Annotated in this window: 24 protein-coding genes; 13 read left to right on the top strand and 11 right to left on the bottom strand. The window is 73.0% G+C overall.

Translation table 11 applies throughout. The features are described from left to right. Positions 1-16 precede the first annotated feature (16 nt). The 3 genes from ykgO to ACZ7FF_RS18205 all read left to right on the top strand — a co-directional run bounded on the left by ykgO (position 17) and on the right by ACZ7FF_RS18205 (position 791). Complete coding sequence (gene ykgO / locus ACZ7FF_RS18215) at positions 17-139, top strand: type B 50S ribosomal protein L36 (RefSeq protein WP_452976099.1); 123 nt, start codon at positions 17-19, stop codon at positions 137-139. 159 nt (positions 140-298) lie between these two features. Beyond that, on the top strand, positions 299-556 hold the full coding sequence (locus tag ACZ7FF_RS18210) for a DUF6400 family protein (protein WP_470813219.1): 258 nt from the start codon (positions 299-301) through the stop codon (positions 554-556). Continuing rightward, on the top strand, positions 543-791 hold the full coding sequence (locus tag ACZ7FF_RS18205) for a hypothetical protein (RefSeq protein ID WP_470813218.1): 249 nt from the start codon (positions 543-545) through the stop codon (positions 789-791). Before ACZ7FF_RS18210 ends, ACZ7FF_RS18205 begins: the two co-directional genes overlap by 14 nt. 99 nt (positions 792-890) lie before the next feature. Here ACZ7FF_RS18205 and ACZ7FF_RS18200 read toward each other — a convergent pair whose 3' ends face one another. Beyond that, positions 891-1,502 (bottom strand): TetR/AcrR family transcriptional regulator, encoded by a 612-nt coding sequence (locus ACZ7FF_RS18200; RefSeq protein ID WP_470813217.1) that lies wholly within the window; start codon positions 1,500-1,502, stop codon positions 891-893. Between the two features lie 137 nt (positions 1,503-1,639). On the opposite strand from ACZ7FF_RS18200, the gene ACZ7FF_RS18195 reads away from it, so the two are divergent. Beyond that, positions 1,640-2,098: a cupin domain-containing protein gene (locus tag ACZ7FF_RS18195; RefSeq protein ID WP_470813216.1), complete on the top strand. Its 459-nt coding sequence runs from the start codon at positions 1,640-1,642 to the stop codon at positions 2,096-2,098. A gap of 26 nt (positions 2,099-2,124) precedes the next feature. Then, positions 2,125-2,931 carry an alpha/beta fold hydrolase gene (locus tag ACZ7FF_RS18190; RefSeq protein WP_470813215.1) on the top strand — a complete coding sequence of 269 codons (807 nt, stop codon included), beginning with the start codon at positions 2,125-2,127 and terminating at the stop codon, positions 2,929-2,931. 51 nt (positions 2,932-2,982) lie between these two features. Here ACZ7FF_RS18190 and ACZ7FF_RS18185 read toward each other — a convergent pair whose 3' ends face one another. Together ACZ7FF_RS18185 and ACZ7FF_RS18180 are read right to left on the bottom strand one after the other, a co-directional pair. Continuing rightward, positions 2,983-3,789: an SGNH/GDSL hydrolase family protein gene (locus ACZ7FF_RS18185; RefSeq protein ID WP_470813214.1), complete on the bottom strand. Its 807-nt coding sequence runs from the start codon at positions 3,787-3,789 to the stop codon at positions 2,983-2,985. A 223-nt stretch (positions 3,790-4,012) separates the two neighbouring features. After that, positions 4,013-4,411, bottom strand: a complete 399-nt coding sequence (locus ACZ7FF_RS18180) for an ACT domain-containing protein (protein ID WP_470813213.1) — start codon at positions 4,409-4,411, stop codon at positions 4,013-4,015. 181 nt (positions 4,412-4,592) lie between these two features. Between ACZ7FF_RS18180 and ACZ7FF_RS18175 the strand changes: the two genes are divergently transcribed. After that, complete coding sequence (locus ACZ7FF_RS18175; RefSeq protein WP_470813212.1) at positions 4,593-5,054, top strand: SRPBCC family protein; 462 nt, start codon at positions 4,593-4,595, stop codon at positions 5,052-5,054. A gap of 87 nt (positions 5,055-5,141) precedes the next feature. On the opposite strand, the gene ACZ7FF_RS18170 is transcribed toward ACZ7FF_RS18175, so the two are convergent. Then, complete coding sequence (locus ACZ7FF_RS18170) at positions 5,142-5,492, bottom strand: carboxymuconolactone decarboxylase (protein WP_470813211.1); 351 nt, start codon at positions 5,490-5,492, stop codon at positions 5,142-5,144. A gap of 253 nt (positions 5,493-5,745) precedes the next feature. On the opposite strand from ACZ7FF_RS18170, the gene ACZ7FF_RS18165 reads away from it, so the two are divergent. Further along, complete coding sequence (locus ACZ7FF_RS18165) at positions 5,746-6,810, top strand: hypothetical protein (RefSeq protein ID WP_470813210.1); 1,065 nt, start codon at positions 5,746-5,748, stop codon at positions 6,808-6,810. Continuing rightward, positions 6,807-7,313 (top strand): RDD family protein, encoded by a 507-nt coding sequence (locus ACZ7FF_RS18160; protein ID WP_470813209.1) that lies wholly within the window; start codon positions 6,807-6,809, stop codon positions 7,311-7,313. Before ACZ7FF_RS18165 ends, ACZ7FF_RS18160 begins: the two co-directional genes overlap by 4 nt. 46 nt (positions 7,314-7,359) lie before the next feature. Here ACZ7FF_RS18160 and ACZ7FF_RS18155 read toward each other — a convergent pair whose 3' ends face one another. Beyond that, positions 7,360-8,280 carry an SDR family oxidoreductase gene (locus tag ACZ7FF_RS18155; RefSeq protein WP_470813208.1) on the bottom strand — a complete coding sequence of 307 codons (921 nt, stop codon included), beginning with the start codon at positions 8,278-8,280 and terminating at the stop codon, positions 7,360-7,362. Between the two features lie 85 nt (positions 8,281-8,365). On the opposite strand from ACZ7FF_RS18155, the gene ACZ7FF_RS18150 reads away from it, so the two are divergent. The 3 genes from ACZ7FF_RS18150 to ACZ7FF_RS18140 all read left to right on the top strand — a co-directional run bounded on the left by ACZ7FF_RS18150 (position 8,366) and on the right by ACZ7FF_RS18140 (position 11,119). Continuing rightward, positions 8,366-8,932, top strand: a complete 567-nt coding sequence (locus tag ACZ7FF_RS18150) for a TetR/AcrR family transcriptional regulator (protein ID WP_470813207.1) — start codon at positions 8,366-8,368, stop codon at positions 8,930-8,932. A gap of 186 nt (positions 8,933-9,118) precedes the next feature. Further along, positions 9,119-9,322: a cold-shock protein gene (locus ACZ7FF_RS18145; protein ID WP_470813206.1), complete on the top strand. Its 204-nt coding sequence runs from the start codon at positions 9,119-9,121 to the stop codon at positions 9,320-9,322. An 87-nt stretch (positions 9,323-9,409) separates the two neighbouring features. After that, positions 9,410-11,119: a DEAD/DEAH box helicase gene (locus ACZ7FF_RS18140; RefSeq protein ID WP_470813205.1), complete on the top strand. Its 1,710-nt coding sequence runs from the start codon at positions 9,410-9,412 to the stop codon at positions 11,117-11,119. 165 nt (positions 11,120-11,284) lie between these two features. Here the strand turns inward: ACZ7FF_RS18140 and ACZ7FF_RS18135 are convergent, their stop codons facing one another. From ACZ7FF_RS18135 to ACZ7FF_RS18115, 5 genes are all read right to left on the bottom strand, one after another. After that, positions 11,285-14,140 carry a type 2 lanthipeptide synthetase LanM family protein gene (locus ACZ7FF_RS18135; protein ID WP_470813204.1) on the bottom strand — a complete coding sequence of 952 codons (2,856 nt, stop codon included), beginning with the start codon at positions 14,138-14,140 and terminating at the stop codon, positions 11,285-11,287. A 178-nt stretch (positions 14,141-14,318) separates the two neighbouring features. Then, on the bottom strand, positions 14,319-14,519 hold the full coding sequence (locus ACZ7FF_RS18130; protein WP_452980564.1) for a DUF6229 family protein: 201 nt from the start codon (positions 14,517-14,519) through the stop codon (positions 14,319-14,321). A gap of 464 nt (positions 14,520-14,983) precedes the next feature. Continuing rightward, positions 14,984-15,232, bottom strand: coding sequence for a non-oxidative hydroxyarylic acid decarboxylases subunit D (locus tag ACZ7FF_RS18125; RefSeq protein ID WP_470813203.1), 249 nt, complete (start codon positions 15,230-15,232; stop codon positions 14,984-14,986). Between the two features lie 37 nt (positions 15,233-15,269). Continuing rightward, positions 15,270-16,694, bottom strand: a complete 1,425-nt coding sequence (locus ACZ7FF_RS18120) for a non-oxidative hydroxyarylic acid decarboxylases subunit C (protein WP_470813202.1) — start codon at positions 16,692-16,694, stop codon at positions 15,270-15,272. A 120-nt stretch (positions 16,695-16,814) separates the two neighbouring features. Next, positions 16,815-17,405, bottom strand: a complete 591-nt coding sequence (locus ACZ7FF_RS18115; protein WP_470813201.1) for a non-oxidative hydroxyarylic acid decarboxylases subunit B — start codon at positions 17,403-17,405, stop codon at positions 16,815-16,817. Positions 17,406-17,517: 112 nt separating this feature from the next. On the opposite strand from ACZ7FF_RS18115, the gene ACZ7FF_RS18110 reads away from it, so the two are divergent. Together ACZ7FF_RS18110 and ACZ7FF_RS18105 are read left to right on the top strand one after the other, a co-directional pair. After that, entirely contained in the window at positions 17,518-18,426 is a 909-nt protein-coding gene (locus ACZ7FF_RS18110; protein ID WP_470813200.1) for a helix-turn-helix domain-containing protein, read from the top strand. Positions 18,427-18,829: 403 nt separating this feature from the next. Next, positions 18,830-19,132, top strand: a complete 303-nt coding sequence (locus tag ACZ7FF_RS18105; RefSeq protein WP_470813199.1) for a hypothetical protein — start codon at positions 18,830-18,832, stop codon at positions 19,130-19,132. Between the two features lie 63 nt (positions 19,133-19,195). Here ACZ7FF_RS18105 and ACZ7FF_RS18100 read toward each other — a convergent pair whose 3' ends face one another. Next, entirely contained in the window at positions 19,196-20,464 is a 1,269-nt protein-coding gene (locus tag ACZ7FF_RS18100; RefSeq protein WP_470813198.1) for an alpha/beta hydrolase family protein, read from the bottom strand. Between the last annotated feature and the right edge of the window lie 119 nt (positions 20,465-20,583).

Genomic DNA, 20,583 nt, shown 5'->3' with positions numbered 1-20,583 from the left:
GAAGGGAAGCACAGTCGTGAAGGTGCGAAAGTCCCTGCGCGCGCTGAAGGCCAAGCCCGGCGCGCAGGTGGTACGCCGACGGGGCGTGACGTTCGTCGTCAACAAGAAGAACCCCCGTTTCAAGGCCCGGCAGGGCTGAGGGCGTCCAGCCCGCACGGGTCGGCCCGGCTCCGCGCCCAGCGGCGCCGGGCCGACCGGCGCCGACGGTCGGCGGTCACCGACGCGAGGCCGCCGACCTGCTGTGATGTCCCCCACCCACACTTGCCCCCACGGGGAGGGCGTACCTACGTTCGGTGGTATGTCCCCCCATGACCCCTCTCATCCCAGCGAGCCGGTCGAGTTCTCCGTCGACCTCACCGGCCACGAAATGCTCCGGCGTGCCCACGTCATGGACGCCGTCGGCCCCGACTGGGACCCCGTCGAGGCGCTGCGTGGCGAGGAGGAGGCGTACGACGCCCTCTACTCCGGCCTGGACGAGAACCAGCAGCGCATCTACGACGAGCTGGTCGCGGCCGGGGTCCTCCCCAAGCGCGGAGACGGCCGTGCTGCCGCTTGATCCGCAGGCGGACATCGGCCGCCGGGCGTGGGTGACCTGCCCGAACTGCGCCGACCACCGCGGCTGCGACACGTGCGGGCAGGGGCGCAGGTGCCTTCGGCACTGGCGCTACCTCCTGTCGAACAGCGGCAGCACGCTCCACCTCCAGTGCCCGTCGTGCACCCACGTCTGGGACCACGAGACCGGTTTCGGCGCTGCGGGGGCCCACCGCAATCGCGGTACCGACGGCCGATGACGGCTGCGGCCGCTGACACCGGCACCCGGGACGGGCCGTCCCGTGGCGCCGTGAGCGGGAGGCCCTGAGCCCTTCCCGGCCGGCCCGCGCTCCCGCGCCTCACCGCCGGACGGTCGCCCGTACCGCGCTCGCGGTCAGGGCTGTGGCGGTGTGCACCGCGCTGGCAACGGCCTCCTGGGGACCGAGCCCGCACAGATCGGTGAGGGTGAACAGCGCCTCGGCGCTCACGACCACCGCGAGATCCCGCTTGAGCTGGGCGAACCCCTTCGGATCCGTGGCGCCCAGGGTGCCTTCCAAGGGCAGGAGGGCCTGGTCGATCAGGCCGAACCGGATGCCGGGGCGCGCCTGAGCGCTGTCCGGCCGGGCGATCGTGGCCGCCATCATCGCCCGTACCGCTCCCTCGCGGGCGAGTATGCCCCGCAGCAGGAAGTCGCAGGCGAAGGCGATGCGCTCGACGGGATCGGCGCAGTCCCCGAGGGGCGCGAGGGCCTCCTCCGGCGAGGGCCACACCCCTGCCAGGGCCTCGCTGATCAGCGAGGGCAGATCGGGGAAGTACCGGTACGCGGTCGCCTCGGAGACCAGGGCCGCCCGGGCCACCGCGGGCATGGTCACCTCGGCGCCCGTCCCGATGAGTTCGCGTGCCGCCGTCACGATCGCCGTGCGCGTGCGCTGCTTCTGGTTCGTACGGCCGGTTCCCGGCTGCGCCGTCATGACAGCCACCCCTCCTCCTGTTGACCTCCCTCATGGTAACTCTCGACCCTCTTCGTGAGAGTTAACTTGCATAAAGGTCCCACGCTCTCCTAAGCTTCATGAGAGTCAACTCTCACGAAGCGTTCCAGGAGGCAGCGATGACCGACGTTTCCCTGGTGGGCCCCGAGGACGGCGAGACCATCCGGCTGGGCCCCACGCGGATGCGCATCCTCGAGGACGGCAGCACCACCGGACACCGCCTCGGAATCGGCGAGATCACCCTCGCCCCGCACACCGAGGGCCCGCCGCAGCACCGCCACGCCCAGCACGACGAGGGCTTCTACGTCGTCTCCGGCACCGTGCACTTCACCATCGGCGACACCACCCACGTGGCACCGGCCGGCACCCTCGCGATGGTCCCGCCGGGCGCACCGCACACCTTCGCCAACCACGGCGACACACCGGCGGTCATGATCAACACGTTCACGCCGGATCTGTACGTCCAGTACTTCCGCGACCTGCGGGACATGATCGCCGCCGGTCGCGAACTCACCCCGAAGTCGACGATCGCGGTGATGAGCCGTTACGCCACCACCCCCGCGACCGACTTCGCCTGACGCCCACCCATTTGAAGGAGCCTTCTGTGACCACCACCAGCACCCACACCCTCACCCTCGACCAGGGCACCGTCGACGTCACGGTCGACGTCGACGGCCGGCAGGGCCGGACCTTCCTGCTGCTGCACGGCGGGGGCGGTCCGGGGACCGTCGCCCCGTTCGCCGCGCTGCTCGCCGGGGAACGGCCCGCCAGGGTGTTCACCCCGGTCCACCCCGGCTTCGCCGGCACCGCGCGCCCGGACTGGCTGAACGACGTCGCGGCCCTGGCCCAGGTGTACGCCCGCCTGCTCGACGTACTCGACCTGCGGGACGTCACCGTCGTCGGCAACTCCATCGGTGGCTGGATCGCCGCCGAACTGGCCGTGCTCGGCAGCGATCGGATCAGCGGCGTCGTGCTCGTCAACGCGGCGGGCATCGACGTCCCCGGCCACCCCGTCGCCGACGTCTTCGCGCTGACTCCCGTCGAGCTGTCGCGTCTCTCCTTCCACGACCCCTCGAAGTTCCGCCTCGACCCCGGCACGCTCACCGAGGAGCAGCGCGCGGCCGCGGCCGCCAACCGCGCGGCGCTGCAGGTCTATTCGGGTCCGTACGCCATGGCCGATCCCACGCTGCGGGACCGCCTGGCCAAGGTCGACCGGCCCACCCTCGTCGCTTGGGGCGCGAGCGACCGCGTCGTCGACGCCGACTACGGACGCGCCTACGCGCAGGCCATCCCCGGCGCCGAGTTCCGCCTGCTGCCCGGCACCGGGCACATGCCGCAGACCGAGACGCCCGAGCAATTCCTCCCGGTCGTCTGGGACTTCGCCACCGCCCACGTCGGCGACCGGCCGTGACCGGGCCGGACGGCGACGCCGACCCGGTGCGGACCCGCCGCCGGGCCGGGTTCAGACCGCCCCGGTGAACAGGGGGAGGTAGCCGAGGGACTGACCGGTCGCCGTGGGGTGGTACGACTCGGTCAGATCCAGCCAGTCGATGCTGCGCAGCCAGGGGCTGGCGGAGCAGATCTCGTGACCGGTGAAGACGGTCCGGGCGTCGGCGAACGTGAAGCCGTGACCGGTCGCGCGCGCGGCGATCACCTCGTTGAGGCGGTCGATGGCCGAGTTGAGCGCGGCCCGCTCCGTGTCCTGCAGACCGCCGGTACAGGTGCCGGGGCGCTGGTAGAAGTGCGGATAGCCGAGCACCACGACATGGGCGGCCGGTGCCTTGGCCCTGATCGCCGAGTACAGCCGGTCCAGATCGCCGGGGAGCGTCCCGTCGACGTAGGAGCGCGCGGTGGCGACGGCGGACAGGCAGGCGGTGGTGCCTGGCAGCGCGCAGGTCGCCATGACCTTGGCGTAGCCCGCGTCACTTCCGCCGACCGTGATGCTGACCAGGTTGGTGCGGGGACTGAGCGAGCTGAGCTGCTTCGACAGGACGTCACCGGTGTGGGCGCCGTTGCAGGCCACGAAGCTGAACGACGTCGCGTGGGCCGTGGCCCACATGACCGGGTAGGACCGGCTGCTGCGCAGGCAGTCCGCGCCGGAGGAGAGGTAGCTGCCGGCGCCGACACCGGCCGAGTAGGAGTCACCGAGGGCGACGTAGTCCAGGGCCGCCATTCCCGGTGCGGCCGGCGCCGTCGTGGGACCGGCGAGGATGCAGGCGGCCGCGAGGAGGAAGGCGGACGCGCAGGACCGTATTCGGAAGCGTCTCATACCTCTCGTTTAGCGCGACCCCGGCTCTCCCACCCGTCGCACCTGGGCACCCGGTTGACAAACCCGCACGCCGATGCGGCCGGGCGAACGCCCCGGCCCCGCACGGCACTCCGTGCGGCGGCGGCCCGCTCCCGCCGTCGGCCGGGTTCACCCGATGAGCCGTCACCCGCCCGGCCGTACCCGGCGACGGACCGCCCCTCGGAGCACGGGGCCGCCCTCGCGTTCAGGCGGCGTCGTCGGCCAGTGCCTGCAGGACGTGCACCGCCCGCTGGGCGTGCTCGTGGGGCACGAAGAGGTGGTCGTGGTGGAAGCCGGCGACGACGTTGCAGCTCAGGCCCGCGTCCGCGAGCGCCTGCGAGACGGCCGCGGTGAGCCCGACCGCCTCGAGCGCGGAGTGGACGCGCAAGGTGATCCAACCGGCCACGTAGTCGTACGCCATCCCCGCCGCGTCCGCCTCGGCCTGCGGCGCCACGACGGTGAGGCCCTCCCGCTCGACGACGGTCACCACCGGCGTGACACCCGAGGGCACGCCGCCCTCGACCGTGGTGAAGACATAGCGGCCGGGGTTCAGCTCCGGACGCATGCCCTCCAGCAGTCTGCGCAGATCGGTCTCACCAGTCATTCACCCCACGTTACGGGCGGCTCGGCCCGCGCACCCGCAACCTCGCGGTCACGGTTGTGGCGCGGGCAGCGGCGGGGCCGGGCTGTGCCGTGCGTCACGGGCGCGGGTTGTCACGTTCCCCCGGCGCCGGCTGTCCCGTGGATGTCCGCGCGTATCCGCCCGACCGAGGAGGACTCCGACAGTGGAAACCATGACCGTGGAACGCGTCATCGACGCCCCGATCGAGGACGTGTTCGCCTGGCTCACCACGACGACCAACTACACCGCCTCACCACTGGTGTTGCGCTGCACCCTGACCAGGCGGGGCGCGAGCGCGCCCTACGGCGTCGGCGGCGTGCGCAGCCACCTGTGGCTGGTGGGCTGGTTCCGCGAACGCATCACGCGCTACGACCCGCCGTACGCCACCGAGTACGTCGTCGAGCGCAGCTTGCCGCCGTCCCGCCACGAGCTCGGCCGCATGACGTTCACCGAGGAGGGCGGCGGCACCCGGGTCCGCTGGACGACCCGCGCCGAGGTGCGCCTGCCGCTGCTCGGCACCTTCCTCACCCGCCTCGTCGCACGGCCCGTCGTCGTCCGCACGTTCGGCAACATCCTGGACGCGGCCGACACCGCGCTGACCCGTGGCCCCGGCCGGACACGATGACGCACCGCCGCGGCGCGGGGCGGGCCGGCCGTCGGGAGCCGGCGGTCGCCGACCCGACGTGGACCCCGGCGCGCCCCTCGTCCGCCGTCAGTCGCGGCTCCTCGCCTCCGCCTGCGCGATGGCCTCGGCGTCGGGCTCGCCCAGGGCGATGGCTACGCCGAACGCCTGCGCGATGTGACCGGCGGCGGACATGACCCGCGCGGTGCCGACGACGGGGGCGATGGCGATCAGGACGTCCTGGAGGTGTTCCACGGTCAGTTCGGCCTTGATCGCCGGATCGACGTGCGCCAGGTACGAGATCGCCGGGGCGTCCATGGCCACGAGCGCGGCGATACGGGTCGCCATGAGTGTGCGCTCGTCGAGACCGCAGCGTTCGATCGAGTCGATCGTCATGGCGGCGAGCGTGTCGAGGACGGGAGCGTCCGATGTGGTGGCCATCTCGGGACCGCCTTCCGGTGGGTGCGGACTGCCTACGGCACCACCGTAGGAGCACACCGCGCGCCGCTTGCTCACCCTTCTCGGGTGAGGGGCGAAGACGGGAGGGCTGTGGCGGGTCGCGCCACGGCTCCCGTCTCGGTACTGCCAAGGCGTCCCGGCATCGGCCCTCGGCCGGTCGGGTCACCCCCGGCGGGTGAGGGCGGGCGGTGGCCGCCGGTGGTGCGATACCGGTGTGAGCGGAAACTCGCGCCACTTGCCCGTTTCGGCGCAGCCGGGCGGGGCGGACGCGGACGGCCTGGCGCGACCGGCGTCCCCGGGCGTCACGCGACTGGTCGTGGGCCTGGCCGACATGGCCTGGCGGAGCATCTCCGCGGCACGCCCCGGATACGCGCGGCCACCGGGCCGCCCGGCTCTGCTGCAGGACGCGGTCCTCGGTGTGGCCCTGGAGGTCCAGCGGCGCTCGGTGGCGGCGGCCGTGGACGCGGCCGACCGGGCGGGGCGCTGGGCGGGCACCGCGACCCGGATGCTCGTGCCGGCGGCGGTGCTGGACGCCGTGGAACGCCGGGTCGGCGACTGGGGCGCGCGCGGAGCGGCGGAGCGGGTGTGGGCGCGCCAGGAGGCGCGGCTCGTGTCGCGGGCGCTGATCGGTGCCGTGACGGCGGCGGTCGTGGAGGAGACCGACCTCGACGCCGTCGCCGCCCGCCTGGACGTGGACCGCGTGGCCGGGCGTGTCGACCTCGACGCCCTGCTCGCCCGTGTGGACCTCGACGCGGTCCTCGCCCGCGTCGACCTGGACGCCGTGCTCGCCCAGGTCGACGTCGACACGCTGCTGGCCCGGGTCGATGTCGACACCCTCTTGGCCCGGGTCGGCATGGACACCCTGCTGGCCCGGGTCGACCTCGACGCCGTCCTCGCGCGCATCGACGTGAACGCGCTGCTGGACCGGCTGGACGTGGACCGCGTCGCCTGGCGCGTCGATGTCGACGCGGTGCTGGACCGCGTGGACCTGGCGGCCTATGCCGAAGAGGTCCTTCAGGAGGTGGACGTCGGACGCATCGTCCGGGACACCGGCGACAGCATCACTGCGGAGACGCTGGACTCCTTCCGCGAGCAGAACGCCCGCGCCGACCGGTTCGTGGACCGGATCACCCACCGGCTGCTGCACCGCGGCGGACCGGACGGGGACGCCGCGCCGATCCCCGACCGCCCGATCCCCGACCGGCCGTGCCCCGATCGGCCGGGCCGCGGGCCGGCCGACGAGCGGTCCTCCGGCACGGGCGAACCGGGACCGCCGGGGGAACGACGGGACACGTCATGACCTCCGTCGCCCGCACGCACGAGCCGGCGGTCCTCCAGGGACTGCCGGCGGGGATCGTCTCGCGCGTGGTCGCCGCCGCCGTCGACGTCCTCGTGGTGCTCGGCATCGTCACGGCCGTCGACTTCGCCTACGGGGCGCTGCGCTACCTGCTCCTCGGTCCCCCCTTCGAGCTGCCCGACCTGGGCCTCTGGGGTGCCACGGGCTTCGGCTCCGCCGTCGTGGTCGCCTATCTCGCGTGCAGCTGGGGCACGGCCGGGCGCACCGTCGGCAACCACCTCATGGGGCTGCGGGTGACGAGCCGCTCGGGAGCCCGGCTGGGGCCCTTCGCGGCGGTCGTGCGGGCCGTGCTGTGCCTCGTCCTCCCGGTCGGGCTGCTGTGGATCCCCGCCAGCCGGCGCCGGGCCTCCGTGCAGGACCTGGTGGTGGGCAGTGCCGTGATCCACGACTGGTACGGCCGTTCCCGGGCCACCGCCCACCGTGCTGCTCACCCTCCGCGCGCCTGAGCCACCCGTCCGCCGGTCGTGCGGACGCGGGGCGCGGACGCCTCGGTCAGGCGGTCGCGGACTCGGGGGAGGGGCGGAAGTAGTGCCCCTCCTCCAGGTCGGCGAGGAGGCCAGGCCGGGTCGGTTCCCAGCCCACCAGTTCGCGGGTGAGGGCGTTCGACGCGCGGACGTCGAGGCCGACGAAGGAGCCCAGCCAGCCGAAGTGCTCGGCGGCGACGGAGGCCACCGGTACGTCCAGGTGACGGCCGATCACTTCGGCGACGTCGCGGAGGGCGACGCCCTCCTCGGCGACTCCGTGGAGCACGGATCCGGCCGGGGCCTTCTCGGCCGCGAGGCGGAACAGCCGCGCCGCGTCGAGGCGGTGCACGGCAGGCCAGCGGTTGGCGCCCTCGCCGATGTAGCCGGAGACCCCGCCGGCGCGGGCGACGTCGACCAGGGTGGCCATGAAGCCCTGGTCGCCGTCGCCGTGGCAGGTGGGGGAGAGCCGTACCACCGACGAGCGGACGCCCCGGGAGGCGGCGTCGAGCACCGCCTGGGCCGTGACGGCCCGGATCGTGATCGGCGCGCCGTCGTCGATCGTGGGCACGGTCCGCTCGGTCGCCACCTGCCCCGGCGCGAGGCCGGCGAGCCCGGAGGCGAGGACGAACGGGCGGTCGGTGCCGGCGAGCGCCTCGACGATGACGTCGACGGCCCTGCGGTCGGCCTCGGCGGCGGCCTGGAAGCTGCCGGAGAAGGCGATGTCGTGCTTGAACGCGAGGTGGATCACCCCGTCCGAGGCGGCGGCCGCGGTCCGCAGGGTGTCGAGGTCGTCCAGGGTGCCGCGGACGACCTCCGCGCCGGCCTTGGCGAGGGCGGCGGCGGAGCCGTCGGAGCGGGCCAGGCCGACGACCTGGTGGCCCGCGTCGATGAGTTCCGGGACGACGGCGGCGCCGATCCAGCCGGACGCGCCGGTCATGAAGATGCGCATGAGAGATCCTCGAAGTCGTGATGTCAGTTACTGACATCGACGCTAGCACCTGATGTCAGTCGCTGTCATCACGTAGGATCGGCGCATGGGCAGATGGCAGCCGAACGCGCGTGAGCGCCTGGCGGAAGCGGCGTTGGAGCTGTACGGGGAGCGCGGGTTCGAGCAGACCACCGTGGCCGAGATCGCCAAGCGGGCCGGTCTCACCGAGCGGACCTTCTTCCGGCACTACGCCGACAAGCGGGAGGTGCTGTTCGCCGGCGCCGGCGAGCTGGAGCAGCTGTTCGTGCGGGCGGTCGCCGGCGCCCCGGAGTCCGCCGTGCCGATCGACGCGCTGGCGGCCGGCCTTGGCGCGGTCTGCGAGGTGTTCGCCGACCGGCGCGAGTTCGCCGGCAAGCGGCACGCGGTGATCGCCGCGACGGCGGAGCTGCGCGAGCGCGAGCTCATCAAGCTCGCCTCGATGGCGGCCGCGCTCGCCGGCACCCTGCGCGGGCGCGGCGTCGCGGAACCGGCCGCGAGCCTGACCGCCGAGGCGGGCGTCGCCGTCTTCAAGGTCGCCTTCGAACGCTGGATCGCGCCGCAGGAGCACCGCCCGCTGTCCTCGCTGGTGCGGGAATCGCTGGACGAACTGAGGTCCGTGGCCGCGGGGCGGTGACACCGGCCGACGGTGTCGGCGGACGCCGTCGGCCGCATCGGGCCGACGAGTTGTGATAGCGTTCCGGTGTTGCAGTTGTGGTACCCATGAACGTATGTGCGCCTGACGGGAATGTTTCTCCTTCGGGCGCATTGTTTGTTTTCCGGCATCTCCGGATGGGGCCTCTGCCTACAGAAGGAGAATGTCATGGCACAGGGAATCGTGAAGTGGTTCAACTCTGAAAAGGGTTTCGGCTTCATCCAGCAGGACGGCGGCGGCCCCGACGTCTTCGCCCACTACTCGAACATCGCGACCCAGGGCTTCCGTGAGCTCCAGGAGGGCCAGCGGGTCTCCTTCGATGTGACGCAGGGCCAGAAGGGCCCGCAGGCGGAGAACATCATCCCCGCCTGATCGCCGGACGCGTATCCGCTGACCGGGGTCCGCACCGTGATGGTGCGGACCTCGGTTTGTGCTGTTTCCAGGAAGGCAGACAACCGCATGCCCCGCAGGCCCCAGAAGTCGAACCGACGCGCCCCGTCACCCTCACCGTCCGCGTCGTCAACAAGGGAATTCCGGCTGCCGGAAAGCTCGACGCCCGCACTTCCCGCCGTCGAGGACTTCGCCGGTCTGGACATGCCCGCGGCGCTGCTGAAGACCCTCGCCGCGCAGGGTGTGACCACCCCTTTCCCCATCCAGGCCGCCACGCTGCCCAACTCGCTCGCCGGCCGTGACCTGCTGGGCCGCGGACGCACCGGCTCCGGCAAGACCCTCGCGTTCGGGCTGGCGCTGCTGGCCCGCACGGCCGGACTGCGTGCCGAGCCCAAGGCGCCCCTCGCGCTCGTGCTGGTGCCCACCCGGGAACTCGCCCAGCAGGTGACGGAAGCGCTGACCCCGTACGCGACGGCGGTGAACCTCCGGATGGCCACCGTGGTCGGCGGCCTGTCCATCACCAAGCAGGCCGCCACGCTGCGGCGCGGCGCCGAGGTGGTCGTGGCGAGTCCCGGCAGGCTCAACGACCTCGTGGAGCGCGGGGACTGCGTGCTCGGCGACGTACGGATCACGGTGCTGGACGAAGCCGACCAGATGACCGACATGGGCTTCCTGCCGCAGATCACCAAGCTGATCCAGCAGGTGCGGCCCGACGGGCAGCGCATGCTCTTCTCGGCGACCCTGGACCGCAACATCGACCGCCTGGTCCAGCGGTTCCTGACCGACCCCGTGGTGCACTCCGTCGATCCGTCCGCGGGCGCGGTGACCACCATGGAGCACCACGTGCTCCATGTGCAGGACGAGACGGACAAGAAGGCCGTCACCACGCGCATCGCCGCCCGTGACGGCCGGGTCATCCTCTTCCTCGACACCAAGAGGTCCGCCGACCGGCTGGCCAAGCGGCTCCTGGCCGTCGGTGTCCGCGCGGCGGCGCTGCACGGCGGCCGCTCCCAGCCGCAGCGCAACCGCACCCTGGAGCAGTTCAAGAACGGCCAGGTGACCGCACTGGTGGCGACGAACGTCGCGGCCAGGGGCATACACATCGACGGCCTCGACCTCGTGGTGAACGTCGATCCCCCCACCGACCACAAGGACTACCTCCACCGGGGCGGCCGTACGGCCCGCGCCGGCGGCTCGGGAAGCGTGGTCACGCTGGTCCTGCCCGAACAGAAGCGGGAGATGGCCCGGCTCATGTCGGACGCGGGCATCAGCCCCCGGACGGCCCGCGTCACCTCCAATGACGCGGAACTGGCCACCATCACCGGCGCCCGCGAGCCCTCCGGAGTCGCCGTCACCATCGAGATCCCCCAGCCGGCGACACCGGCGGAGTCCCGCCCGGAGCGGAAGGCCGGCACGTCGTCCGGTCGCCGCCGCCGGAACAGCGGCGGGGCCAAGCCGGCCACCGGTGCCGCCGTGGGCACGGGTAGCCGGGGCTCCGGACGCCGGGCCGCGGCCGGGACCACGGCGGCGGGCACCTCCGCGACCGGCGGCGGGCGCGGCTCCGCCCGCCGCTCGGGATCCGGCGGGGCCGGTGGAGGCTCCGCCGCGGCGGGCGGCCGCGGTTCCGACCGCCGGTCCGCCGCGGGTGCGGCGACGGGCAGTGGCTCCGGCCAGGCCGGCCGGGGATCCGGCCGGCGGACGGCGACCGGCGGGGCCACGGGCGGCGCCACGGGAACCGGCGGCCGCAACTCCGACCGCCGAGGCGGCCGCCGCGCCTGAACCCGCTCCTCATCGACGCCGACGCCGGTGATCGCGCACGGTCTTGTAGGCCTTCGCGCGACAAAGCGACAAGTCGATGGAGCAACCGGCCCGCCCGCCCCGGCGGCGCGGGCGGGCCGGACCGCCCTCTGTGCCGACTCCCCTCAGATCGCTCGGTCGGTCCGCTCAGTCGAGGAGCAGGGGATCGGGCAGGTCGGCTTCGTGGTGCATGCGCAGAAGGGTGTGCAGGACTCCGGAGAGGCCCGACATCAGGCTCGGGGAGAACGCCTCGCGGGCCAGGCCGCCGACGGGCCCGCGCTGTTCGAGTCCGGTGAGGATCTCGCCGTCCAGGGCGAGGGCTTCACCGAAGCCGACGGACGTGAGGAACTCCCAGAGTCCCAGGTCGCCGTGGCACAGGGTGTGGCTCCAGCCGAAGCCCTCGGCGGCGCAGGCCCGAGCGGCGCGGCGGGCCATGTCGAGGTGCGCGGGATCGCCCGCGCGCCGGTGCAGATCGAGCATGCCGACGCCGATTCCCGCGCTGCCGTGACACCAGCTGGTGAAGAAGTCCTCCTCGGCGCCGACGCGGACGTCCAGCCAGTTGCCCTGCTCCGGCTGGTAGAGGGACTCCTGGTAGGCGAAGGCGCGCTCGGAGAGATGGCGCCAGGCACGGCGCTCGGCGCGCGAGCCCGCGCCACTGAGGGCGAGCCGGGCCAGGGCCCAGCCGATGCCCGTCGCGCCGTGGGCGAAGCCGCCGATGCCCTCGGGGTTGAGCCGGGTCGTCCAGCGAGCCCCGCTGTCGTCGACGACGGCCTGCCCCGACAGCCTGCGGCCGATGTGCGCGGCGGCTTCGAGCCAGCGGTCCTGACCGGTCAGCGCCGCTAGGTCGAGCAGGGGTACGACGGCGCCGGCCGCCCCGTTGAGAAGGTCCACCTCGACGTCGTCCTCGACCAGTCGGGAGCCCTCCGTGAGCAACTCGGCCCGCGCGACCGCTCGTTGCAGCATCCACTCCTCGCCCAGCACCCGGTGCAGCGCCAGCCAGGTCCACACCTGCGAGGCCGCTCCGCTGAACGCGCCCGGTGACGGCGTCGGCGTCCGGTCCTCCGTGGCGACCAGCACCCGCAACGCCCCGTCGAAGGTCTCGGGGACCCCCGGTACCTCGTCGGCCCGCCCGGCACGCGCCTCCGTCAGGTACTCCGCGAGCGTCAGCGCCACTCCGCCCTGACCCGTGTAGAGGTCCGCGGGCAGCACCCTGATGGACCACCCGGCAGGCGTGAAGACCGGGCTGATCCAGGTGGCCGTGCCGTCCTCGCCGCGCACCGCCCCGTCGCACAGCCGCCGCGCCATCTGCGCCGCGAGGGCACGGCGGCGCGGCTCCCGGTCACGGGCGTGCGGTTCGTGGGCCGCGGCCTGCGTCCGTGCGGGCAGCGACCGCTCGTTGAGGTACGCGCCCACCAGCGCGTCCTGGATCACCGCCTCCTCCAGCGCCAGATCGGCCGTACGCCAGTCCTCGACCGTGTTCCGTACGGCGGCCCCGTCCACCGTGAAGGCGAACATCGGCACGTCGCCTGCCAGCAGGTCCGCGATCTCGCCGTCGATGGCCGCCCGGTCGGTCGGCGCGCCGGGCAGCACCTCGGCGTTGCGGCGCAGGATGTCCCGCGCCCGTTCGTGTGCCGCCGGCTCGTCGTGCAGGGACGCCGGGTGCCACAACATGCGGCCGATGTCGACGTACGCCTGCGTCGGCCGCAGGATCCGCCGTGCCCGGGCGCCCTCGAACCGGCCCAGCAGCCGGTACGGGTCCACGCCCGGTCGGCGCAGGTGCGCGGTCATCTCGCGGAACCCGTCCAGGATCCGGTCCCAGTACGCGCTGAGCACCGGGGTGGGACTGGGATGGTTGCCCGCGACGGGCATGGCCACCAGGTCCACCTCGAAGCGTGCCGCCGCGGTGCCGCCGTCCGCGATCACCGGGTTCGGGATCAGCGGCTGCTGCCCGGGCAGCGCGCCGACACCCGAGATGTCGACCCCGCCGAGCGCGAAGCCGGTGCCGCGCACGGGCAGCAGCCCGGTGCGCAGGACCGTGCGGCGGATGGCCGCGGCCGCCACGTCCACCGCGTCGCCGCGGCCGCTCGGCGGGAAGGGCGCGGGCGCGTCGAACAGCGTCTCGGCGTCCACGATCACCGGCACCGGGCCCGCCGCGATCATGTTCTCGGCGTGCATGTCGGTGCCGCCGGTGAAGCGGAGCACGGCCAGCCAGTGGCCCATGTTGCGGTAGAACGCGCCGAGTTCGGCGTCGTCCACGCAGTAGCGGTGGCGGACGAACTCGGCCCAGCCGTAGCCCTTCCTGGCCACCGTCAGGGGCACCCGGATGCGCTCGTGCCGTGACGGGGCGCCGGGGAAGCCGGCGAACAGCTCCTCCAGCAGCGCGCCGAGCGCCAGGTCGGCCTCGGACGGCCGGGGCTTGTACATGACGCTTCCGCCGTCGAAGTCGACCCGGCTGACGGTCAGTCCGCCCTTGTGGCTGTCGCCCGCCCCGAACGACACGGCCCGTAAGGCCCCCGCCGGTCCGCCGAGCAGCGGCCGCAGCAACTCCCGGTCCGCGGCGAGCCGTTCCGCGAAACGGGCCGTCGCCCCCAGCCACAGTCCCGCCACCGACGCGACACGCTCCCCGATGCCCGGGTACCGTCCGGTCAGGCCGTCGAGGTAGCCCTCCTGGCCCGCCTGCTCGATGAACTCGCTCCACGTGGTGTCGGACCGTCGCGCCGCACCGCCGCCACCCTGCCCCGCACCGGACGCCAGGCGCACGGCATGCAGTTCGATCAGGAAGAGCCGGGACAGCTTCGAGTGCAGCGACCTGAGCAGTGCGGTGTGGCCGGCCTCCAGGACCACGGCCCTTTCTCCCGGGTCCAGACCGTGGGCGGCCGCCAGGCGCCGGGCCAGTTCGTCCCGCCACGGACGCGCGACGGCGCGCACGGGTTCGGCGAACCACTGTGCCTTCTCGCTCTCTCCGGTCGTCGTCCGCGGCTTGTACGGCGCCGTTCCGCTCACCCTCCACCTGCCCTTTCCGTCGGCCTTCGTCCCCGGGTCCCGAACGGTGCCCGGCAAGCGCGGGGAACGCGGCCACCGGCCGTGCGGCGCCCTCGCGGCCCCGTCAGGACGGCGCCCGTTCCCCGCGCCCGTGGATACGCCCCTCAGTCCGCGAAGCGGCCGGAGAAGCCGTGCGTCGTCAGCAGCACCAGCTGCCGTGCGACCCGCTCGGGCTGGAACAGAAGCCGTACAGGGAGTCGGTGGGGTCGGTGAGCGCGGCCTCGGCGGCGGCGCCGCCGACGTAGAGCGGACCGGCGGGGTTCAGCTGACCGTCCGCGCTGTCGGCACCCGACAGCCAGGCTTCGAGCACCGCGCTCGCGTGGACACTGCTCTGGGGCATGGTCGGCCTCCGTTAGGTAGGGAGAGGGAAGGACTGTCCAGCCCCCGAGTATGTTGCGCTCGTGACGCCCGTCAGATGTCCGATCCGGCCACAGTTGCCCGGGACAGGTGGGGCGTCAGGGGCGACCGGCATGCGTGGGAGACCCGTACGGCCGGCCGGTGACCGGGGCGGGGAGCGGCGTTCGGCGGGCCGACCGGACGCGTGAGCGATTACGCCCAAACGGAGGCGCTCCGCCGCCACCGCACGCCCCCCGCCACGGCTGACCCTCACGGTGCCGCGGGCTTGCGGGAACGGCAAGTGCGAGGGCCACCGCAACGCCGGGCCGGGCCGCGTGCGGTGGCCCGGCCTCGCCGCACGCGGCGGGAACGGCCGTGCCCGGATTGACCCTTGCGAGAACCCGGCGACCAGGACCGGCCACGGTGGCGGGCCTTCGCCCCCCCGGGCCACCGGGCACGGAGGGTGCGTCAGTTCGCGCGGCGCAGCGGGGGAACGGCCGGCACCTCGCCCGCGTTGGCCATGTCCTCCACGGACAGCCGGAAGCCCTCGGGGTAGTCCGCCCGGCGGGTGCGGCGCGCGGGCTCGCTGGTGCGCCACATGTACAGGCACCGCGTGCACTGCAGCACGTCCCAGACGCCGGGGACGGGGGAGGCGTGGACGTGTCGCGTCTCCGCGTGCGCGCAGCGCGGGCAGATCGTGGTGGTGGGATCGGTCATGTCGGTCTCCTTGCCGGGAGTTCGGGCGGGCGGAAGGTCAGCGGCGGGTGGCCAGCGCCTGCAGCCGGGTGAGCCACTCGGCCGTCTCGGGCAGGTCGCGGACCTGGTTGCCGTAGGTGCCGCGGCGGTCGGGCGCGACGGGCGTCGTCGCGTCGATGACGAGCTTGTCGACGATGCCCGGGGTCCGCGCCTGCGGAGCGAGTTCCACGACCGGCAGGTTGGGGATGGTGATCAGGTCCCCGGCCGGGTTCATCTTGGTGGACAAGGCCCACATCACCTGCGGCAGGTTGAACGGGTCGACGTCCTCGTCCACGACGATCACCGTGGTGGCGTAGCCGAGCCCGTGCGGCGTCGTCAGCACCCGGAGCCCCACCGCCTTGGCGAAACCGCCGTACCGCTTCTTCGTCGACACGATCACGACCAGGCCGTGCGTGTACGAGGCGTTGACCGCCTGCACCTCGGGGAAGTCCGCCTTCAGCTGCTTGAACAGCGGCACACACGTGTTCGCGGCGATGAGGTAGTCGCACTCCGTCCACGGCATCCCGAGGTAGAGGTGCTCGAAGACAGGGTCGGTGCGGTACGAGATCCGGTCCACCCGGATCACCGGCATGCTGCGGCCGCCCGAGTAGTGGCCGGTGAACTCGCCGAACGGCCCCTCGATCTCGCGCTCGCGCCCCTCGATGACGCCCTCGATGACCACCTCGCTGCCCCACGGAACGGGCAGCCCGGTCAGCGGAGCCTTCGCGATCGGGGCGGGAGCCCCGCGCAGCGCACCGGCCAGCCCGTACTCGTTCTCCTCGTACTTCATCGGCGTCGACGCGGCGATCGTGATCACCGGGTCGTTCCCCAGGGTGATGGCGACGGGCAGGTCCTCGCCCCGCTCCTCGGCCGTACGCAGATGCAGCGCGATGTCGTGCATCGGCACGGGCTGGATCGCCAGCCTGCGCGGACCCTTGACCTCGATCCGGTAGATGCCGACGTTCTGCTTGCCGCTGTGCTCCGGGTCGTCCGGGTCCTTCGAGACCACGGCGGCCTTGTCGATGTAGAAGCCCCCGTCGCCGTCGTTGAGCCGGATCAGCGGCAGCACGCGGAACACGTCGGCGTCGTCGCCCTCCAGGGTGTTCTGCGCCCACGGCGGGTTTTCACGCCACTCGGGCTCGACCGGGAACGCATCCCAGCGGCGGACGAACTCCGCGACCTGCTCCTTCGCCCCCGTCTCCTTCGGCAGGCCGAGCGCCAGCGCGTGGTTGGCCCACGAACCGTGGACGTTCATCGCGATGCGCGCGTTCGTGAAGCCCTTGACGTTGTCGAAGAACAGGGCGGGCGCCGCATCGCCGAGGCGCGGAGCGGCGTTCGCGGCGGCAGCGACGTCCGGCTCCGGCAGCACCTCCTCCGTGACGCGCAGGAGCTGCCCCTCCTTGTCGAGCGCTTCGAGGAAACCGCGCAGGTCGTCGTACGGCATGAGAGTCCTTCCGGAAGGGGGATCACAGGGTCGCAAGGGGGATCGCAGGGGTGACGGCAGTGAGCCGCGCAGCGGCGGCGGGCCGGGAAGGCCGAGGCGGGCGCGGGGAGTCGGGGCGGCTCAGCCGGTCGCCCGGAGGCCGCGGGCCGCCCGCATGCCCTCCCACCGCCTGGCCGCGGGCGCGGGCAGGTCGAACTGGTCGAGGACGCGCGCCACCACGTGGTCGACGATGTCGTCCACCGACCGAGGATGGTTGTAGAAGGCCGGCATCGGAGGCACCAACTGCACCCCCTTGCGGGCGAGTTCCAGCATGTTCTCCAGGTGGATCTCGCTCAGCGGCGTCTCCCGGGGCACCAGGACCAGCCAGCGCCGCTCCTTGAGCACCACGTCCGCGGCCCGCCCGACCAGCCCGTCGGCGTACCCGGCTCGGATACCGGCGAGGGTCTTCATCGAGCAGGGCACGACGACCATGCCGTCTGTCCGGAACGAGCCCGACGAGATCGCCGCGCCCTGGTCCTCCGGCGTGTACGCCACATCGGCCAGCGCCGCGACCTCGGAGACCGCGAGGCCGGTCTCCAGCTCGATCGTGGCCCGCGCCCAGCGGCTGAGCACCAGATGCGTCTCCACCTCCGGCAGCTCGGCCAGATGCTCCAGCAGCCGGACGCCGAACACGGCACCCGTCGCTCCGGTCATGCCCACGATCAGTCGCACGGAATGGGCCCCTTCGGTTCGTCCGGTACGAGGGCGGGCGACCCTTTCGGTCACCGCCCTCTCGACGCTAGGGGCGACCGACGAGGCCAGCGGCGTACCCTGAAGACAGACCATGGACAGAAACGGACACGTACGCCCCTCCGAGCGCATCGAGGTCACCCCGGTCCCCTACCGCGCGGCCGTCGGCGCACCGCCCGGCGCGGAGATGCTCGACCTCTCGGCGCTGCCCGCCCGCGCCCACGGTCACGGCCTCGACCCGTACACCGCCAAGCGCCCCGCCTTCCACGAGCTGATCGCTCTGCGCGGCGGCAGGCTCCGCTGCTCCCTCGACTTCAGCGCGTACGAGCTGACGGCCGGCGACTGGCTCTGGGTGCGGCCCGGCCAGGTCCACCAGTACGATTCCGACCTCGCCGCCGCCGAAGGCGTCCTCGTGCTGTTCACTCCCGGATTCCTCGCCCCCGCCACGGTGGAAGCCGCCCGGATCGACCAGCCCGTCTGGCGCTCGCCCCTGACCCCGACGGACACGGACGCGGCCGCCCTGGACGCCACACTCCGACTGCTGCACAGCGAGTACCTCCGTCCGGCCGACCTGCCGCTGGAGATCCGGATCGACGTCGTACGGCACCTGCTGTCGGTCCTCGTGCTGCGGCTGACCCACGCCCAGGGAACGAGCGACGGAGCAGGCAGCGGCAACGAGGCGTTCCGGCGCTTCCAGCGCGCCGTCGAACGCGACTTCACCCGGGCCCACCGCGTCGAGGACTACGCGCACGCCCTCGGCTACAGCGTGCGCACCCTCACCCGGGCCACCCGCTCGGCCGTCGGCAGCGGAGCCAAGGCCTTCATCGACGACCGGGTCCTCCTGGAGTCCCGGCGGCTGCTGTGGCACACCGACCTGTCCGCCGCGGCCGTCGGTGACCGCCTCGGCTTCCCCGACGCCACGGTCTTCACCCGGTTCTTCCGCCGCCGCACCGGCGAGACCCCGGCAGCCTTCCGCGCCCGTGCCCGGGGCACCACCGGGTGACGGTCCCGGCGACCCTGGGCCCGCGGCACTGCGGGATGACCATCTCCGGCCCGCGGCCCGCAGCGCTGCCGTTGATCATTTCCGGCCTGCGGCCTGCGGCCTGCAGCGCGCTGCCAGGTGCTGCACAGGTGACGATCACCGGCCAGAGCACGCGGCGCCGGGCGACGATCACCGGTCCGGCCCGTCACCGCCGGTGACCGGCTGGATCCGCCGCTCCGGTAGCGGCCTATTCGCCGGGATCACCGCAGGTCAGGGCCGTCATCAGTGGGCTTCGCGCGGTGACGGTTGAATGCGGATGAGTGAGGCGTGACCTCTGGGGTAGACGCCCCAACCGGTCATCGGACGACCGACTCGTCACGGGTCACACAGGGGTCGTCACGAGCCGCGCAGAAAGGAGAAGGCCATGAAGAAGCTGATACGGAACGCGGGTACGATCGGTGCGTCCGCCACCATGGTCGCGGGCGCTCTCCTCGCCACCGCCGGCGCCGCGTCGGCCGCTACGGAGCCCACCGCACACACGGCCACTCCTGCCACGACGGCGGCCTCCAGCGCTGCCCTGCCCAGCCACCACAACCTCCGTCTGCCCTCCGATCCCTGGATCGCGGGCCAGCTGGCCCAGTTCGTACCCGGTGCCAAGCACCAGCTGGCCGTGTTCGACCCCTGGGTCAAGGACCAGCTGGCCCGCCAGGCACCTTCCGCCGACTAGCCGGTGCCGGGCCGGTCCCCGTGCCGGCCCCCGTCCACCGGCGTCGTTCGTCACGGCGCGGGGTCAGTCCACGAACACCATGTACGGGTACTTCGGTGACGGTCCGTCCAGCAGCCGCCCGCTGCGGCCACGCAGCCAGTGGTCGAAGTACGCGTCCACATAGGCCTCGTTGGTACGTATCGCTGTCGCCGGGTCGATGGTGCCGATGTCGGCAGTCCGGACGGACCGTTTCAGGTGCAGCTGTGGCACGAGCGCTTCCGCGTCGGTGAACGATGCGTGCTCCGAGCCCGCCAGCGTGAGCTGACGGTTCCAGCCGGGGGTGTTGGCGCGGAACGCCTGCCAGCCGGGGCCGGTGTCCGTTTCGCCGTCCTTGCCCATCAGCAGGAACGGGCGGTCGAGACCGTGCCGGGCGACCGGCATGAGCGAGCCGTCGTAGTTGTGCAGATTGCCGTCCATGTCGATACCGGCGGTGATCCGGTGGTCGGCGTCCATCGAGAGCGCCGCGGCGGTGCCACCCATGGAGTGGCCGAACATGCCCACCTTCGACAGGTCCAGCGCGCCGGCCAGGCCCCGCGGAAGCGGCTGGCCGTCCGCGTCGGGGTTGTGACCGCTGTCCAGCGACTCCAGCTCGTCCAGGACGAAGCGGGTGTCGGCGACCCGCACGGCCAGTGCCTTCCTGATGAACGAGTCGGGGTCGCCTGCCGGTGCCACGGTGGCCAGCGATCCGTTCGGGAACTGGACTTCCGGCGACTCATAGGTGTTGTCGACGGTCACGACGACGCAGCCGTGGCTGGCCAGGTCGGCCACCAGCGTGGTGCCCCAGGTACGGGGTTCGCCCAGCCCAGGGGAGTAGAACACCACAGGCAGCCGCCGGTCCCGGCCGGTGGCGACGTCGGCGCCCCGCGTCGTGCGGGTGGCCGTGCCGGCCCAGTCGGCCCGCCCGGCCGGGATGTTCATTCCGAGGTAGCTGTTGACGGTGACGTCGTCGAAGTGCCGGGCCGCCGCCGGCAGCATGTAGGGCGCGGGCGGTCGTCCGGCGGTGTGCGTGGCCGGGTAGTACACGCTGACCATCAGCTCGCGGTCCTTCTGCCCGGGCTGCCAGGGGTCGGGGCGCGAGTGGTCCACCAGATGCAGCGCGACCTCACCGACGCGGTACCGGCCGGTGGGGAGGGGGAGCGCTAGACGGCGGGCGGACGAGGGGGCGGAGTCGGCGGTGGGGGCCGCGGCAGCGGGTAACGCGGCGGTCAGGGCGCAGAGCGCGGCGACGGTGCAGGCGGCGAGCGCTCGTAACCCGGTGGCCTTGCTACTACGGCGCGAATGAACAGTGGTCATGCACCAAGAGTGACGGCCATACGGCACTCCGCACATCGGGGACCGACCCCGGAATCGCGGCTCAGGGTATCCCTAGGGGGCGACTGGGCCGAGCCGAGGCCGGGCCGACTCCCGGGCGG

It is taken from the genome of Streptomyces sp. NPDC037126 (assembly GCF_055605965.1).
Note: the sequence above shows the minus strand (reverse complement) of the source record. Positions and strands in the feature narration are given on the sequence as shown.